This window comes from Pseudomonas sp. 2835, assembly GCF_050435905.1.
Lineage (GTDB): Bacteria > Pseudomonadota > Gammaproteobacteria > Pseudomonadales > Pseudomonadaceae > Aquipseudomonas.
On the sequence record NZ_JBNDLE010000005.1, the window covers coordinates 346,998 to 363,952 of the forward strand.

Consider the following 16,955-nt stretch of genomic DNA (forward strand, 5'->3'; position numbering starts at 1 on the left):
TTCAGTGCAGAGCGAGGCGGGCGTCCGGTGGGCGGGCATGGCGGCAGTGCCACAAGGCCCAGAAGGCGAGAATGATATGTACCAGCGGATTTTCCCCGCAGCGTGCCCGCACCTTCGCAAACGAAGGACGCAGCAGCGGGTGGGGCAAACCGGGAGACGAAGTCATGCCTGGATACTCCCACGCCGGGGAAGGTTCATTAAATAAGCCTTTGGGTAACTTCAGGTAGGCCGCGGCTAAACAATCGTCTGCCAGACCGCAACCGTGCCGAGCGTCGGCAAATCTGCGACAATCGCAGCCCTTGAAAAGCCGATCATGCAAAAGCAGGCTCACCTGCACGACTAAAAAGCCCCCATGACTGACCACGCGATTGATCAACTGCTGAAAAACCTCGACCACGCCATGATTGCCGAGCGCCACCGCCTGCGCCGGCAACTGCACGAGCTGCGCAAGCGCCCGGACGAGGCCAGGCTTGCGCAATGGGTCGACAAGGTCCAGGCCTCCTGCGCCCAGGTCACCGCGCGCAAGGCCAGTGTGCCGAGCATTCGTTATGACGACAGCCTGCCGATTGCGGCCAAGCGTGAAGAAATCAAGAAGGTTCTGGCCGAGCACCAGGTACTGATTATCGCCGGTGAAACCGGCTCGGGCAAAACCACCCAGCTGCCGAAGATCTGCCTGGAGCTGGGCCGCGGCCAGCACGGTCTGATCGCCCATACCCAGCCCCGGCGGATCGCCGCGCGCAGCGTCGCCACCCGGGTCGCCGAAGAGCTGGGTACGCCGCTGGGGGCGCTGGTCGGTTACCAGGTGCGCTTTGAAGACCAGAGCGACGCCAACACCCTGGTCAAGCTGATGACCGACGGCATCCTGCTGGCCGAAACCCAGCACGACCGTTTTCTTGAGCGCTACGACACCATCATCGTCGACGAAGCGCACGAGCGCAGCCTGAACATCGATTTTCTGCTCGGCTACCTCAAGACCCTGCTGCCGCGCCGCCCCGATCTCAAGGTCATCATCACCTCGGCGACCATTGATCTTGAGCGCTTCTCCAAGCACTTCAACGATGCGCCGATCATCGAGGTGTCGGGCCGTACCTATCCGGTGGAAACCTGGTACCGGCCGGTAACCCGCGAGCAGGACGAGGAGGGTAACCGCGTCGAGGACGACCTCACCGTCGACCAGGCGATCCTTGCCACTCTCGACGAGATCGCCGCCTTTGAGCGCAGCCAGGGCAAGGGCCCGGGCGATGTGCTGGTGTTCCTGCCCGGCGAGCGCGAGATTCGCGATGCCGCCGAGATGCTGCGCAAGGCGCAGTTGCGCCATACCGAAATCCTGCCGTTGTACGCGCGCTTGTCGCCGGCCGAGCAGCAGAAGATCTTCCAGTCCCATCCGGGGCGGCGCGTGGTGCTGGCCACCAACGTTGCGGAAACTTCGCTAACGGTGCCGGGCATTCGCTATGTGATCGACAGCGGCACCGCGCGCATCAGCCGCTATAGCTACCGGGCCAAGGTTCAGCGCCTGCCGATCGAAGCGGTGTCCCAGGCCAGCGCCAACCAGCGCAAGGGCCGTTGCGGCCGGGTCGAGCCGGGTATCTGCGTGCGCCTGTACAGCGAAGAAGACTTCAATGCGCGGCCAGCCTTCACCGACCCTGAAATCCTGCGTACCAACCTTGCTGCGGTCATCCTGCAGATGCTGCACCTGCGCCTGGGCGAGATCGACGCCTTCCCGTTCATCGAACCGCCGGATGGCAAGGCCATCAACGACGGCTTCAACCTGCTGCAGGAGCTCTCGGCGGTCAGCCGCGAGAACCAGCTGACGCCCCTGGGCCGCCAGCTAGCGCGTTTGCCGGTGGACCCGCGGCTGGGCCGCATGCTGCTCGAAGGCGCCAAGCAGGGCAGCCTCAACGAGCTGTTGATCGTCGCCAGTGCGCTGTCGGTGCAAGACCCGCGCGAGCGGCCACCGGAGCGCCAGCAAGCGGCGGACCAGGCCCATGCGCAATGGAAAGACGCCGACTCCGACTTCGCCGCGCTGGTCAACCTGTGGCGTGGCTTTGAAGAGCAACGCCAGGCCCTGACCGCCAGCCCGCTGCGCAACTGGTGCCGGAAGAACTTCCTCAACTACCTGCGCCTGCGCGAATGGCGCGACGCCCACCGGCAGTTGAGCCTGATCTGCCGCGACCTGCAGTTGAGCATCAATAAAGAGCCTGCCGACTACCCGCGTCTGCACAAGGCGATCCTCTCCGGCCTGCTCAGCCAGATCGGCCAGAAGAGCGAAGACGGTGACTACCTCGGCGCCCGCCAACGGCGCTTCTGGGTGCATCCGTCGTCTGGCCTGGGCAAGAAGCGTCCGCAATGGCTGATGACAGCCGAGCTGGTGGAAACCACCAAGCTCTATGCGCGCATGGTGGCCAAGATCGATTCGGACTGGATCGAGCCGCTGGCCGGGCACCTGATCAAGAAAAACCACTTCGAGCCGCACTGGGAGAAGAAGCGCGGCCAGGTGGTGGCCTTCGAGCAGGTCACCCTCTATGGCCTGATCGTGGTCGGCCGGCGCCCGGTGCATTACGGCCCGGTCGACCCGGTGATGTCCCGCGAGCTGTTTATCCGCGAGGCCCTGGTTGGCGGCGAGATTCAGTCCAAGGCCAGGTGCCTGACCGCCAACCGGCGCTTGCTTGAGCAGCTCGACGAGCTGGAAGCCAAGGCCCGTCGGCGCGATATCCTCGCCGATGAAGAAACCCTGTACGGCTTCTATGAGGCGCGTCTGCCGGCTGAAATCCACCAGACTGCAACCTTCGACAGCTGGTACCGGGTCAACAGCCAGAAAGACCCGCAGTTGCTGATCATGCGCGAGGAAGACGTGCTGGCCCGCGAGGCCAGTGAAGTGACCGCCGCGCAGTACCCGGACACCCTGCGCCTGGGCGACCTGAGCCTGGCCCTGAGTTACCACTTCGAGCCTAACCATCCGCGCGACGGCGTTACCGTGCGGGTGCCGGCGCCGCTGTTGCCGAGCCTGCCGGGCGAGCGCCTGGAGTGGCTGGTGCCGGGCTTGCTGGAAGCCAAGTGCATCGCCCTGGTGCGCAACCTGCCCAAGGCCTTGCGCAAGAATTTCGTGCCGGTGCCGGACTTCGTCAAGGCCGCCCTGCAGCGCATGAGCTTCGCTGAAGGTTCGTTGCCCCAGGCGCTCGGCCGCGAGTTGCTGCGCATGACCGGTGCGCGGGTCAGCGACGAAGCCTGGGCCGAGGCCGCGGCCCAGGTCGACAGCCACCTGAAGATGAACCTGGAAGTGGTCGACGGCCAGGGCAAGTTCCTTGGCGAAGGCCGCGACCTGGCCGAACTGACCGCGCGCTTTGCCGCTGCCAGCCAGGCTGCGCTGGCGGTCCCGCAGACCGCGCAAAGCCAGCAGCCGGTGCAGGCCAAGGCCTTCACCCAGGTGGCCGAGACTGCGCAACAGAAGTTTGCCGGGCTGTCGATGACCGTCTATCCGGCACTCGTGGAAGAAAACGGCACGGTCAAGGAAGGGCGCTTCTCGACCCAGGCCGAAGCCGAGTTCCAGCATCGGCGTGCTTTGCAGCGCCTGCTGCTGCAGCAACTGGCGGAGCCGGCCAAGTTTTTGCGCGGCAAGCTGCCGGGGCTGACCGAGCTGGGCTTGCTGTACCGTGAACTGGGCCGGGTCGAGGCGCTGGTCGAAGACATTCTGCTGGCCAGTCTCGACAGTTGCATCCTCGAAGGCGAGGCCACGCTGCCACGCGATGGCGCCGGCCTGGCTTCGCTGGCCGAGCGCAAGCGCGGCAGCTGGGCCGAGCACGCCGAACGCCTGGCTCGCCTGACCCTGGATATCCTCAAGCTCTGGCATGGCCTGCAAAAACGCTTCAAGGGCAAGATCGACCTGGCCCAGGCTGTGGCCCTCAACGATATCAAGCAGCAGCTGGGCAACCTGGTTTACCCGGGCTTTGTCCGCGAAACCCCGGGGCTGTGGCTCAAGGAGCTGCCGCGCTACCTCAAGGCCATCGAACTGCGCCTTGAGAAGCTTGGCGCCCAGGTGCAGAAGGACCGGGTCTGGAGCGGCGAACTGGGCAACCTCTGGAGCCAGTACCAGACCCGCCTCGACAAGCACCTGCAGGAAGGCAAGCGCGACGAGCAGTTGCAGTTGTACCGCTGGTGGCTGGAGGAATACCGGGTGTCGTTGTTCGCCCAGCAGTTGGGTACCAAGGTGCCGGTTTCCGACAAACGACTGAGCAAGCAGTGGAGTCAGGTGGAAGCCTAAACCCTTGCAGTTGTGGCACACTTGGCTGATATACGCCGCGCCCCCCGGATTATCCTGCCGGGCCTGCGCGGCTCACGCATGCAGCACTGTGCAGTGGCCCGGCAAGCTGGGGGCATTGCCAGTCAAAGTTGGTACTTTGGTGCCAACTCAAACCGACCGAACAGGCCGTTGCCGGGCTGGCAATGGCCCCGAACAGAGGAACGACCGTGCATAACGTCGTCATCAGCGGCACCGGCCTGTACACCCCGGCCAACAGCATCTCCAACGAAGAGCTGGTGCAATCCTTCAACACCTACGTGCAGCAGTTCAACAGTGACAACGCCGCCGCCATCGAGCGCGGTGAGGTCCAGGCCCTGGCCGAGTCCAGCGCCGCCTTCATTGAAAAAGCCTCGGGCATCAAGAGCCGCTTCGTCATGGACAAGGACGGCATCCTCGACCCGCAGCGCATGAAACCGCGCCTGCCCGAGCGCTCCAATGACGAACCGTCGATCCTCTGCCAGATGGCCGTGGCCGCCGCCGAGCAGGCCCTGCAACGCGCCGGGCGCACCGCCGCCGACGTCGATGCGGTGATCGTTGCCTGTTCCAACCTGCAGCGCCCGTACCCGGCCATTGCCATCGAAGTGCAGCAGGCGCTGGGCATCAACGGCTTTGGTTTCGACATGAACGTGGCCTGCTCGTCGGCCACCTTCGGTATCCAGACCGCCTGCAACAGCGTGCAACTGGGCCAGGCCCGCGCGGTGCTGGTGATCAGCCCGGAAATCTGCACCGGCCACCTGAACTTCCGTGACCGCGACAGCCACTTCATTTTTGGTGATGCCGCCACTGCCGTGCTGGTGGAGCGTGCCGACCTGGCCACCTCCAAGCACCAGTTCGACATCGTCAGCACCAAGCTGCTGACCCAGTTCTCGAACAACATCCGCAACAACTTCGGCTTCCTCAACCGCGCGGCCGAAGAGGGCATCGGCGCCCCCGACAAGCTGTTCGTCCAGGAAGGCCGCAAGGTGTTCCGCGAGGTCTGCCCGATGGTCGCCGAGCTGATTGGCCAGCATTTGGCCGAGAACAACCTCAACGTCAGCGACGTCAAGCGCTTCTGGCTGCACCAGGCCAACCTGAGCATGAACCACCTGATCGTGAAGAAACTGCTCGGCCGTGATGCCCTGGAAGAAGAGGCGCCGGTGATTCTCGACAGCTACGCCAACACCAGTTCGGCAGGCTCGGTGATCGCCCTGCACAAGCATCAGGACGACCTGCCACAGGGCGCCCTGGGTGTGCTCAGCTCGTTCGGTGCCGGCTATTCGATCGGTAGCGTGATCCTGCGCAAGCGTTGAGCTGCAGCTGCTGATGAAGTGTCCCACGCTGGCGGGACACTTCGCTTATAGCGTTGGCTGTAACAAATCCGCCTAATCGGACTCTACCCGCAGAACGATGGATGGATGGCGATGACTGGCGAACAACAAGCCCGCTTGCTGGAGCGGCTGCTCAAGGGTGAGCAACAAGCGTTCAAGGAGCTGGTCGACAGCTATCAGGGCGCCATGCGCGCAGTCGCCTATGCGATTGTCGGCAGCCGGCATGCCGACGAAGCGGTGCAGGATGCCTGGCTGGCGGTGGTGCGCAACCTGAAAGGCTTCGAGCAGCGTTCAAGCCTGAAAACCTGGCTGCTGACCATTACCGCCAACGCGGCCAAGACCCGCTACAAGCAAAATCGCCGCGAAGTGCTTCTTGATGACCTGCCAGGCCCGCATGGCACCATTGGCGATGAGCGCTTTGCTACCGACGGCCACTGGTTGCAAGGGCCTTCGGCCTGGCATGAAGACACCCCGGAGGCCATGCTTAGCCGAGAGCAGATGCGTGAATGCCTGGAGCACACCCTGCTGAGCCTGTCCGAGCTGCAGCGCAGTGTGCTGGTGCTGCGCGAACGGCAGGGCCTGGAGCTGGAGCAGATCTGTAATCTTCTCGAGATTTCTCTCTCCAATGTCCGCGTGCTGCTGCACCGGGCACGGCTTAAGGTCTTCGCTACCCTGGAACATTTCGAGGAAACCGGCCAATGCTGAGCTGCAAGGAACTCGTCGCCCGCTCAAGCGACTATCTCGACGGACAACTGACCATAGGCGAGCGTCTGATGGTCCGTCAGCACCTGCTGTTCTGTCGCCATTGCCGGCGCTTCCTCAAGCAGATGCGCGTGGCCCAGGCCACGGTCCGGGCCTTGCCGGAACAACCGGTGGGCGACAGCGTGGCATTGGCCGAGCGTCTTGCGCGGGAGCTGAAAAACTCCTGAATCCTGCTCGGGAGGCTCTGCAACGGAGCTTTCCGGCTTATTTCATTTCGAAGTAAAAAAGTTCCCCTGTCACAAAACATTTATCTAAAAGCCACTGATCTGACATACGCCCCCGCCAAGATTCCTCCCCAGCACAAGTGGCCTGAGCCGCGTGTTTTTCCAACATTATCAAGACCATAAAGTAGGGGAGCTTCTTCGATGATCCGTAAGCACTTCGCAGGTTTCGTAGCCAGCGCCTTGGCCATGGCCGTTACCGCCCAGGCTTTCGCGGGTACCGTGACCACCGACGGCGCCGATATCGTAGTCAAGACCAAGGGTGGCCTCGAGGTCGCTACCACCGACAAGGAATTCAGCTTCAAGCTGGGCGGTCGGATCCAGGCTGACTACAGCCGTTTCGACGGTTTCTACACCAACAACGGCAACACCGCCGACGCCGGTTACTTCCGCCGCGCCTACCTGGAACTGGGCGGCGTGATGTACAAGGACTGGGCCTACCAGATCGCCTACGACTTCTCGCACAACTCCGGCGGTGACAACCGTTCCGAAGACGGCTACTTCGATGAAGCGTCCCTGGCCTACAACGGCTTCAGCCCGGTATCGATCAAGGTTGGTCGTTTCGACCCTGAGTTCGGCCTGGAAAAAGCCACCAGCTCCAAGTGGGTGACTGCTCAGGAGCGTACCGCAGCCTACGACCTGGTCGACTGGACCAACGCCCACAACGGCGGCTTGGGTATCCAGGCTTCGGGTACCGTTGGTGACTCGCTGTACGGCTCGGTCGGTGCCTTTGCCAAGGACGCTACCAACCAGGACAAGGACGGCGACAGCACCAAGCAGTTCAACCTGCGCGGCGTCTTCGCCCCGATGCACGAAGCCGGCAACGTCCTGCACTTCGGTATCAACTACGCCCAGCGTGACCTCTCCGACACCGCCTTCGATGGCCGTATCCGCAGCCGCCTGGGCATGCGCGGTGTCAGCACCGACGGTGGCCAGGATGCCGGCAGCAACGGCAACCGCCTGACCCTGGGTGGCGCCAACAACACCCCGGCCGGTGCCTATGACACCGACAAGGCCTGGGGCCTGGAAGCGGCATGGGCCATGGGCCCGTTCTCGGTACAGGGCGAGTACGTCAAGCGTGACGTCCAGGCCGACAGCGCCGCGTTCTCCGACATCAAGGCAGACGGCTACTACGGCCAGTTGGCCTACACCATCACCGGTGAAGCCCGTGGCTACAAGCTCGGCAAGTTCGACAGCATCAAGCCTTCGAACAAGCAGATCGGTGCCTGGGAAGTGTTCTACCGCTATGACCACCTGAGCGTCGATGACGACAACGGCGCCTTTGCCAACATCGATGATGTCGAAGGCAAGGTCCACAACGTCGGTCTGAACTGGTACGCCAACGAGTCGATCAAGCTCAGCGGTGTGTACGTCAAGGCCAAGGTCGACAACGCCCAGAACGCTGCCGGCGACGACAGCGGTGACGGTTTCGTAATGCGCGCGCAGTACGTGTTCTAAGCAACACCGCTCCTCATCCGTTAGATCTTCAGCCCCGCGTACGCGGGGCTTTTTTTCGTCTGCGCGACGAGGCAGACTGCGCCAATGCCCAAGCTCATCCTGCAACACCTTGCCGAACTCATGCCTGCCACCTGGGACGCCCTGGTGCCGGGGGATGGGCCGTTCCTGCGCCATGCATTCCTGTCCAGCCTGGAGGACAGCGGCAGTGTCAGCCGCCACACCGGCTGGAGCCCGGCGCATCAGTTGCTGACCGGCAGCGCCGGGCAGTTGCGCGCCGCCTTGCCGGCCTATGTGAAAACCCATTCATTCGGCGAGTACGTGTTCGACCACGGCTGGGCCGATGCCTGTGAGCGGGTGGATATTGCCTATTACCCCAAACTGCTTTGCGCCGTGCCGTTCTCGCCGGTTACCGGCCCGCGACTGCTTGGCGACCCGCAGGCGGCGGCCGAACTGGTGGATCAACTGACGGACGAGCTGTTCGAGCTGGGGATGTCTGGCGCTCATATCAACTTCACCGATGAGCATGCGGATGCGCTGATGCGCGAGCGTGAAGGCTGGATGGAGCGCCTGGGTTGCCAGTTTCATTGGCGCAACCAGGGCTATCGCGACTTTCAGGATTTTCTCGATACCTTGAGCTCACGCAAGCGCAAGCAGATGCGCAAGGAGCGCGAGCAGGTGGCGGGGCAGGGTATCGAGTTTCACTGGTTTCGCGGTGAAGCGCTGAGCGAGGCGCAATGGGATTTCGTTTTCGCCTGTTATGCCAATACCTATGCCGTACGCCGCCGTGCGCCGTATCTGACACGGGAATTCTTCAGCTTGCTGGCTGAGCGCATGCCTGAAGCGATTCGAGTGGTGATGGCGCACCAGGGCGGGCGTGATGTGGCCATGGCCTTCAGCCTGGTTGGTGGCGACAGCCTGTATGGCCGTTATTGGGGATGCCTGGGCGAGTTCGACCGGCTGCACTTCGAGACCTGTTTCTACCAGGGCATGGACATGGCCATTGCTGAGGGTTTGCAGCGGTTCGATGCCGGAGCACAGGGCGAGCACAAGTTGATTCGCGGCTTTGAGCCGGTGATTACCCGCTCCTGGCACTACCTGCTGCACCCGGGCTTGCGCCGGGCGGTGGAGGAGTTCCTTGAGCAGGAGCGGGCAGGGGTGTTGGCCTATGCCCAGGAGGCGCGTTTGGCTTTGCCTTATCGGCAAAGTTGAGGGCCTCATCGCCGGCAAGGCCGGCTCCCACACGAAGGGTAATGCAGATCCATTGTGGGAGCCGGCGTTGCCGGCGATTCAGTCGATCCCGACAAACCCACCGGTCTGGTGGTGCCACAACCGCGCATACAGCCCTTGATGCGCAAGCAACTCCGAATGGCTACCCATCTCGGCAATCCGGCCTTTTTCCAGTACCACCAGGCGGTCCATGCGGGCAATGGTCGACAGTCGGTGGGCAATGGCAATCACGGTCTTGCCTTGCATCAGGGTTTCCAGGCTTTCCTGGATTGCCGCTTCGACTTCCGAGTCCAGCGCTGAGGTGGCTTCGTCCATGATCAGGATCGGCGCATTCTTGAGCAGCACCCGGGCTATGGCGATGCGCTGGCGCTGGCCACCGGAGAGTTTGACCCCGCGCTCGCCCACATGGGCATCGAAGCCGGTCCGGCCCTGAGCGTCGGACAGTTGCGGGATGAACTCGTCAGCCCGTGCCCGGCGCACCGCTTCCCACAGCTCTTGTTCAGTGGCGTCGGGCCGGCCATACAGCAGGTTTTCGCGAATCGAGCGGTGCAGCAGCGAGGTGTCCTGGGTGATCATGCCGATTTGCGCGCGCAGGCTGGCCTGGGTCACCTGGGCGATGTCCTGGCCATCGATGAGGATGCGCCCGCTTTCCAGGTCGTAAAGGCGCAGCAGCAGGTTGACCAGGGTCGACTTGCCGGCGCCGGACGGGCCGATCAGGCCGATCTTCTCACCCGGGCGGATGTCCAGGTTGAGGCCGTCGATGATGCGGCTGCCCTTGCCATAGTGAAAGTTGACGTTGTCGAACTTGACCCCGCCGCGATCGACCTTGAGCCTGGGCGCGCTCGGCGAGTCGTTGACGCTGACCGGCTGGGCGATGGTCTGCAGGCCGTCCTGGACCATGCCGATGTTCTCGAAGATGCCGTTGACCACCCACATGATCCAGCCCGACATGTTGACGATGCGGATTACCAGGCCGGTGGCCAGGGCGATGGCGCCGACGGTGATCAGCGACTGGGTCCACAGCCACAGGGCCAGGCCCGTGGTGCTGACAATCAGCAGGCCGTTGAGGCTGGTGATGACCACGTCCATGCTGGTCACCACGCGGGCGGCCAGCTGGGTTTTTTCGGTCTGTTCGCTGATCGCTTCGCGGGCGTACTGCTGCTCGAAGTCGGTGTGGGCGAAGAGTTTCAGGGTGGCGATGTTGGTGTAGCCATCGACGATGCGGCCCATGAGCTTGGAGCGGGCATCGGAGGAGATCACCGCACGGGCTTTTACCCGTGGCACGAAGTAGTAGAGCGCGCCGATGTAGCAGGCGATCCAGGTGATCAGCGGCAGCATCAGCCGCCAGTCGGCCTCGGCAAACAGCACCAGCGAGCTGATCGCGTAGATCAGCACGTGCCACAGCGCGTCCACCGCCTGCACCGCCGAATCGCGCAGCGAGTTGCCGGTCTGCATGATGCGCTGGGCGATGCGTCCGGCAAAATCGCTCTGGAAGAAGTTCAGGCTCTGCTTGAGTACGTAGGTGTGGTTCTGCCAGCGGATCATGCTGGTCATGCCCGGGCTGATGGTCTGGTGCACCAGCAGGTCATGCAGGCCGACGAACACCGGGCGCAGCAACAGCGCCACCACCAGCATCCAGATCAGCTCGCCGCTGTGCTCACTGAAAAAGTTGACGTTCGGCGTGCCCTGGGCCAGGTCGATGATCCGGCTCAGGTAGCTGAACAGCGCCACTTCGATCAGCGCACCGATCAGGCCGACCACCAGCAGGGCGGCAAAACTCGGCCAGACCTGGCGCAGGTAGTACACGTAGAACGGCCATACCGTGGTAGGCGGCGCTGCGGTAGGCGCCTCACGGAAGATGTCGATCAGTTTTTCGAAGCGGCGAAACAGCATGAAAACGGTAACTCCTGTTCAGTGCGACCCTCGGGCCTGGTTCACGTCCCTGTGAAGCCCAAGGTCAGTCGATGCGTTTGGCCGACTTGATGAACACCGGGTCGACCGGCACATCGCGCATGCCTTTCTTCACTGTGGTTGGCGAGTTGACGATCTGGTCGACCACTTCCATGCCTTTGACGACCTTGCCGAACACCGCGTATCCGCGGTCGCGGCCCGGGTCGAGGAAGGCATTGTCGGCGACGTTGATGAAGAACTGGCTGGTGGCCGAGTTCGGGTCGGAGGTGCGCGCCATCGACAGCGTGCCACGCACGTTCTGCAGGCCATTGCTGGCCTCATTGCGGATCGGGTCCTTGGTGGGCTTTTGCACCATCTGCTCGGTGAATCCACCGCCCTGGACCATGAAGCCCGGGATCACCCGGTGGAACACGGTGTTGTTGTAGAAGCCGCTGTCCACGTACTGCAGGAAGTTCTTGCTGCTGATCGGCGCCTTGGTTTCGTTCAGTTCGATTTCGATCTGACCGAAGCTGGTATCCAGCAGTACATGAGGCGCTTTTTCGGCGGCGATCAGGCTGGTGGCGAAAACGACCGAGCAGGTGGCGAGCAGGAGTTTTTTCAGCATGGGCTCAATGATCCTTGAGAGGTGGTGGACGCCGCCAGGAACTGCAGCAGCGTCTGGTTGAATTCGTGAGGTTGATCCAGGGGCGTAGCGTGCCGGGAATCTTCGATAATCGCCAGCCGTGCCTGTGGAATCAGCGCAACGTAGCGCTCTTTAAGTTGTACCGGGGTGTAATCATGGTCGGCGCTGATGACCAGGGTAGGACAGTGGATCTGCCCCAGGCGTTCCGCCACGCCCCAGCCGACTATGGCGTCGAAACTGGCCAGGTAGGCGCGTTTGTCGTTCTTTGCCCAGCGCTCGGCCATCTTGCGGCGCAAATCGGCCTGCTGCGGCTTGGGGAACAACCGCTCGGCAAGACCCTTGCCGATGGTTTCAAGGCTCAGCACCCGTGCCAGGGCCCAGCGCTTGGCCCACCAGATCCAGTCGCTGCGGCTGCGGCGCTTGACCTCCGGGGCGCTGTTGACAATACACAGGCTGCGCAGCCACTCAGGGTGATCGACGGCAAACTGAAAGCCGACCATGCCGCCCATGGACAGCCCGACCAGGTGCACGGGGCCGGTCTGCAGCCGCTCCAGCAGGGCCAGCAGATCGGCGCTGAAGCTGGCGATGCTGTAGCGCTCGCGTGGCTTGTCGGAGCGGCCGTGGCCTCGGATGTCCATGAGGATCACCCGGTAGTGGCGGGCGAGCTCCGGCACCTGCATTTCCCAGTCCTGGCAACTGGAGCCCAGGCCGTGCAGCAGCACCAGCGGCTCGCCCTGGCCGTATTCCTCGTAGTGCAGCGAGCAACCTTCATGTTCGAAGTAGGCCATCGGCGTGATTCCTGTCAGGCTTGGGCGGGCGCGGCGAAGGGCACATCCAGCGGCGCGGTGTCGAAATTGCGCAGCAACTCGACGAGGATCTGCGTTGCCGGGCCCAGGGGTTTGTCCTTGTTCGAGTAAAGGTAGAACAGTGGATGGCGACTGCCACCCTGATCCAGCGGTAATGGCTTTAGCAGGCCCTCACGCAGCTCGCGTTCGATCAGATGCCGCGGCAGCCAGGCAAAGCCCAGGCCACTGCTGACGAAGGTGGCGGCGGTGGCCAGGCTGCCGACCGTCCAGCGCTGTTCGGCGCCCAGCCAGCCGACGTCGCGCGGTTGTGCACGGCCCGAGTCACGGATCACTACCTGCAGCTGGCTTTCCAGGTCCTGGAAATTCAGCTCCCGGCCCAGGCGGTGCAGGCTGTGTTCGGGATGGGCGACGGCGACGAACTCCACCGAACTCAGTTCGGTGCCCAGGTAACCGGAGATATTGAAGCCGCTGATAGCAAGGTCGGCGATACCTTCGTGCAGCACCTCCTCAACCCCGGACAGCACCTCTTCGCGCAGGCGCACCCGGCAGCCACGGCTTTGCGGCATGAACGCGCTCAAGGCACGAACCAGGCGGGCATTGGGGTAGGCGGCATCGACCACCAGGCGTACTTCGGCTTCCCAGCCCTGTTCCATGTGATGGGCCAGGTCTTCGAGCTGGCTGGCCTGCTTGACCAGTTGCCGCGAACGGCGCAGCAGCACGTTGCCAGCCTCGGTCAGCACCGCCTTGCGCCCGTCGATGCGCAGCAGCGGTACGCCGAGCTGGTCCTGCATGCGCGCCACGGTATAGCTCACCGAGGATTGCGAGCGGTGCAGGGCCTCGGCCGCCTGGGCAAAACCACCGTGGTCGACCACCGCCTGCAGGGTCCGCCACTGATCCAGGGTAACGCGCGGCGCTTTCATCTTCGGCTCCTGTTGTCCTAAGCTGGCGCTCTTTCATGGAGAGCGTCGTATGAAGAAATGTTGTGCTGTATTGCTGGCCCTGCTTCCGCTCACGGCCCTGGCCTATCCCATCGACGTGGAAAAAGACATCGACGGCGTCAAGGTCGACTACACCACCTACGACACCGACCGTGACATCGGCTCGATCACCGTCAACAACTATGGCGACGTCGATGCACAGTGCAAGGTGACATTCCGCAATGGCCCGGAAGCGCCTCGGGTGCGCCGTGTGCTGGTGCCGGCGAAAAAAAGCGTTGATGCCACCGCCAAGTTCAACCGGGAAATCATCAAGCTGCGCATTGCCTTGAGCTGCAAACCGCAATAAAACAATTTAACTGATAGGTTGGACCCAGTTTTTACGCTTTTTTATCGATAGGTCAATCATTAATCTTGCCTCCATCGACTTACCGAACTCGCCGATGGAGGCAAGCCCCATGTCCCGTGTACTCGTCATCGAAAGCAGCGCCCGCCAGCAGGACTCGATCTCCCGGCAACTGACCCGTGACTTCGTCAGCCAGTGGCAAGCCGCCCACCCGGCCGACCAGGTGACCCTGCGCGACCTGGCCGTCAACCCGGTGCCGCACCTGGATGGCAACCTGCTCGGCGGCTGGATGAAGCCCGAAGCCCAGCGCAATGCCCAAGAGTTGCAGGCCCTGGCCCGCTCCAACGAGCTGACCGATGAAGTGCTGGCGGCCGATGTGCTGGTGCTGGCCGCGCCGATGTACAACTTCACCATCCCCAGCACCCTCAAGGCCTGGCTGGACCACGTACTGCGCGCCGGTATCACCTTCAAGTACACCGAAACCGGGCCCCAGGGCCTGTTGACCGGCAAGCGCGCTTACATCCTCACCGCTCGCGGCGGCATTCATGCCGGCGCCAGCAGCGATCACCAGGAACCCTACCTGCGCCAGGTCATGGCCTTCATCGGTATCCATGACGTGACCTTCATCCATGCCGAAGGCCTGAACATGGGCGGCGATTTCCACGAGAAGGGCCTGAACCAGGCCAAGGCGCAGCTCGCCGCCGTGGCGTGAGCCGGCAATGAATTTTCCCGCCTGACACCTGTTGCTCCTTTGGGTGTACCTGCCCGGTCTGCCTCGCGCGTGACCGGGCTTTTTTATGCTGCTTGCCGTGCTAGCCAGCCGTGCCTGCGACTATTGCCGGGTTTGCCGCTAACCGTTAAGGTCGCCGCCTCCACAGCAAGGGGCCAACATGGGCTATTTATTGATCGTCGCGCTGATCCAGGCGTTTTCCTTCAGCCTGATCGGCGAGTACCTGGCCGGGCATGTCGACAGCTATTTCGCCGTGCTGGCGCGGGTGCTGCTGGCCGGCCTGGTGTTCCTGCCGCTGACCCGCTGGCGCCAGGTCGAAGCGCGCTTCATGCGTTCGATGCTGCTGATCGGTGCGCTGCAGTACGGCATCACTTATGTCTGCCTGTACCTGAGTTTCCGCGTGCTGACGGTGCCGGAGGTGCTGCTGTTCACCATCCTCACGCCCTTGCACGTGACCCTGATCGAAGACGCCCTCAACCGGCGCTTCAACCCCTGGGCGCTGGTGGCCGCGCTGGTGGCGGTTGCTGGCGCGGCGGTGATTCGCTTCGACAGCATCAGCCCGGACTTCTTCATCGGCTTTTTGCTGCTGCAACTGGCCAACTTCACCTATGCCGCCGGCCAGGTGCTGTACCGTCACCTGATCGCGCGCAACCCCAGCGACCTGCCGCATTACCGGCGTTTTGGCTATTTCTACCTGGGCGCCTTGCTGGTGGTGCTGCCGGCCTTTTTGCTGTTCGGTAACAGCCAGCACCTACCGAGCACCGACGTGCAATGGCTGGTGCTGCTGTTTCTGGGCCTGTGCCCGACGGCGCTGGGCTTGTACTGGTGGAACAAGGGCGCCTGCCTGGTTTCAGGCGGCACCCTGGCGGTGATGAACAACCTGCACGTGCCGGTCGGCTTGCTGCTCAATTTGCTGATCTGGAACCAGCACGAGCCGCTGGGCCGGTTGTTCATCGGCGGGGCGGTGATTCTCGCATCGCTATGGCTCAGTCGTCTCGGCACTCAGCGCCCGCTGCTGGCTGGGCAAGGTCGAGGGTAACAGGCCGGCGCGCAGGTCGTTGCCACTCGGCTGCTGGTACAGGCTCAGGCCGAACTCCGGCATCACCGCTAGCAGGTAGTCGAAGATGTCGCCCTGGATCCGCTCGTAATCGGCCCACGCCGTAGTGCGCGTGAAGCAGTAGATTTCCAGCGGCACGCCCTGGGCGGTGGTCTGCATCTGGCGGACCATGCAGGTCATGTTCGGCTGGATCTCCGGGTGGCTCTTCAGGTAGGCCAGGGCATAGGCGCGGAAGGTGCCGATGTTGGTCATCCGGCGACGGTTGGCGGACAGTTCGGCGACATTGCCCTGGGCCTCGTTCCAGGCTCTGAGCTCACTGCGCTTGCGGGCAATGTAGTCGGTCAGCAGGCGTACTTCGCTCAGGCGCTGCTCCTCATCGGAGCGCAGGAAGCGCACGCCGCCGGCATCGATGAACAGGCTGCGCTTGATCCGTCGCCCGCCCGATTGCTGCATGCCGCGCCAGTTCTTGAACGACTCGGACATCAAGCGCCAGGTGGGGATGGAGACGATGGTCTTGTCGAAGTTCTGCACCTTGACCGTGTGCAGGGTGATGTCCACCACGTCGCCGTCGGCGCCGACCTGGGGCATTTCGATCCAGTCGCCGACCCGCAGCATGTCGTTGCTGGTCAACTGCACGCTGGCGACGAACGACAGCAGGGTGTCCTTGTAGACCAGCAAGATGACCGCCGACATGGCACCCAGGCCTGAGAGCAGCAACAGCGGCGAGCGGTCGATCAGGGTGGCGACGATGACGATGGCGCCGAACACGAACAGGACCATCTTCGCCAGTTGCACGTAACCCTTGATCGAGCGGGTACGGGCGTGCTCGGTGCGCGCGTAGATGTCCAGCAGGGCGTCGAGCAGGGCGCTCAGGGCCAGGGTCAGGAACAGGATGGTAAAGGCCAGGGCCACGTTGCCAAGAAAATGCTGGCTGGTGGCGCTCAGCTCCGGCACCAGTTTGAGGCCAAACTGCACCACCAGTGACGGGGTGGTCTGGGCCAGGCGCTGGAATACCTTGTTCTCGCGCAGGTCATTGACCCAGTGCAGGGCAGGCTGGCGGCCAAGCAGACGGGCGGCGTGCAGTACCAGAAAGCGCGCCACGCGGCCGAGCAGCAGGGCGATCACCAGTAATACGCCCAGGCCGATACCGGCGTGCAGTACCGGGTGTTGATCGAGGGTGCCCCAGAGGTCCAGGGTGTTTTGCCACAGCTGTTGAATGTCCATAACGGTGTCGTAAAGGGTCCGCAAGTCGAAAACAAGGCCATTAGAGCGCGGA

General features: G+C 63.1%; 14 protein-coding genes. 9 read left to right on the forward strand and 5 right to left on the reverse strand.

The window, feature by feature from the left end; all coding sequences use genetic code 11:
- Positions 1 to 352 precede the first annotated feature (352 nt).
- The 6 genes from hrpA (at position 353) to ABIE20_RS10025 (ending at position 9,254) form a co-directional block, all read left to right on the forward strand.
- A complete protein-coding gene (gene hrpA, locus ABIE20_RS10000) occupies positions 353 to 4,258 on the forward strand; it encodes an ATP-dependent RNA helicase HrpA (protein ID WP_429504788.1) in 3,906 nt (1,301 codons plus the stop codon).
- Positions 4,259 to 4,464: 206 nt separating this feature from the next.
- Positions 4,465 to 5,586: a beta-ketoacyl-ACP synthase III gene (locus ABIE20_RS10005; protein WP_429504789.1), complete on the forward strand. Its 1,122-nt coding sequence runs from the start codon at positions 4,465 to 4,467 to the stop codon at positions 5,584 to 5,586.
- A 111-nt stretch (positions 5,587 to 5,697) separates the two neighbouring features.
- Positions 5,698 to 6,309 carry an RNA polymerase sigma factor gene (locus ABIE20_RS10010; protein WP_429504791.1) on the forward strand — a complete coding sequence of 204 codons (612 nt, stop codon included), beginning with the start codon at positions 5,698 to 5,700 and terminating at the stop codon, positions 6,307 to 6,309.
- Complete coding sequence (locus tag ABIE20_RS10015; protein ID WP_429504793.1) at positions 6,303 to 6,533, forward strand: anti-sigma factor family protein; 231 nt, start codon at positions 6,303 to 6,305, stop codon at positions 6,531 to 6,533. Before ABIE20_RS10010 ends, ABIE20_RS10015 begins: the two co-directional genes overlap by 7 nt.
- A gap of 198 nt (positions 6,534 to 6,731) precedes the next feature.
- Entirely contained in the window at positions 6,732 to 8,045 is a 1,314-nt protein-coding gene (locus ABIE20_RS10020) for an OprO/OprP family phosphate-selective porin (RefSeq protein ID WP_123565914.1), read from the forward strand.
- A gap of 84 nt (positions 8,046 to 8,129) precedes the next feature.
- Complete coding sequence (locus ABIE20_RS10025) at positions 8,130 to 9,254, forward strand: GNAT family N-acetyltransferase (RefSeq protein ID WP_429504796.1); 1,125 nt, start codon at positions 8,130 to 8,132, stop codon at positions 9,252 to 9,254.
- Between the two features lie 78 nt (positions 9,255 to 9,332).
- Here the strand turns inward: ABIE20_RS10025 and ABIE20_RS10030 are convergent, their stop codons facing one another.
- The 4 genes from ABIE20_RS10030 to ABIE20_RS10045 all read right to left on the reverse strand — a co-directional run bounded on the left by ABIE20_RS10030 (position 9,333) and on the right by ABIE20_RS10045 (position 13,531).
- On the reverse strand, positions 9,333 to 11,165 hold the full coding sequence (locus ABIE20_RS10030) for an ABC transporter ATP-binding protein (protein ID WP_429504797.1): 1,833 nt from the start codon (positions 11,163 to 11,165) through the stop codon (positions 9,333 to 9,335).
- Between the two features lie 64 nt (positions 11,166 to 11,229).
- The gene (locus tag ABIE20_RS10035) at positions 11,230 to 11,787 is read right to left on the reverse strand and encodes a peptidylprolyl isomerase (RefSeq protein WP_258716548.1); all 558 of its coding nucleotides are present in this window, start codon (positions 11,785 to 11,787) and stop codon (positions 11,230 to 11,232) included.
- Positions 11,781 to 12,593 (reverse strand): alpha/beta fold hydrolase, encoded by an 813-nt coding sequence (locus tag ABIE20_RS10040; protein ID WP_429504800.1) that lies wholly within the window; start codon positions 12,591 to 12,593, stop codon positions 11,781 to 11,783. The genes ABIE20_RS10035 and ABIE20_RS10040 overlap by 7 nt, the downstream gene beginning before the upstream one ends.
- A gap of 14 nt (positions 12,594 to 12,607) precedes the next feature.
- Positions 12,608 to 13,531, reverse strand: coding sequence for a LysR family transcriptional regulator (locus tag ABIE20_RS10045; protein WP_429504802.1), 924 nt, complete (start codon positions 13,529 to 13,531; stop codon positions 12,608 to 12,610).
- A 49-nt stretch (positions 13,532 to 13,580) separates the two neighbouring features.
- Between ABIE20_RS10045 and ABIE20_RS10050 the strand changes: the two genes are divergently transcribed.
- The 3 genes from ABIE20_RS10050 (at position 13,581) to ABIE20_RS10060 (ending at position 15,661) form a co-directional block, all read left to right on the forward strand.
- On the forward strand, positions 13,581 to 13,895 hold the full coding sequence (locus ABIE20_RS10050) for a 3-phosphoglycerate kinase (protein WP_115088191.1): 315 nt from the start codon (positions 13,581 to 13,583) through the stop codon (positions 13,893 to 13,895).
- Positions 13,896 to 14,004: 109 nt separating this feature from the next.
- Positions 14,005 to 14,604 (forward strand): FMN-dependent NADH-azoreductase, encoded by a 600-nt coding sequence (locus ABIE20_RS10055; protein ID WP_123565920.1) that lies wholly within the window; start codon positions 14,005 to 14,007, stop codon positions 14,602 to 14,604.
- Positions 14,605 to 14,782: 178 nt separating this feature from the next.
- The gene (locus ABIE20_RS10060; protein ID WP_429504804.1) at positions 14,783 to 15,661 is read left to right on the forward strand and encodes a carboxylate/amino acid/amine transporter; all 879 of its coding nucleotides are present in this window, start codon (positions 14,783 to 14,785) and stop codon (positions 15,659 to 15,661) included.
- On the opposite strand, the gene ABIE20_RS10065 is transcribed toward ABIE20_RS10060, so the two are convergent.
- Entirely contained in the window at positions 15,602 to 16,903 is a 1,302-nt protein-coding gene (locus tag ABIE20_RS10065; RefSeq protein ID WP_429504805.1) for a mechanosensitive ion channel family protein, read from the reverse strand. The two genes, ABIE20_RS10060 and ABIE20_RS10065, sit on opposite strands and share 60 nt — an antisense overlap.
- Between the last annotated feature and the right edge of the window lie 52 nt (positions 16,904 to 16,955).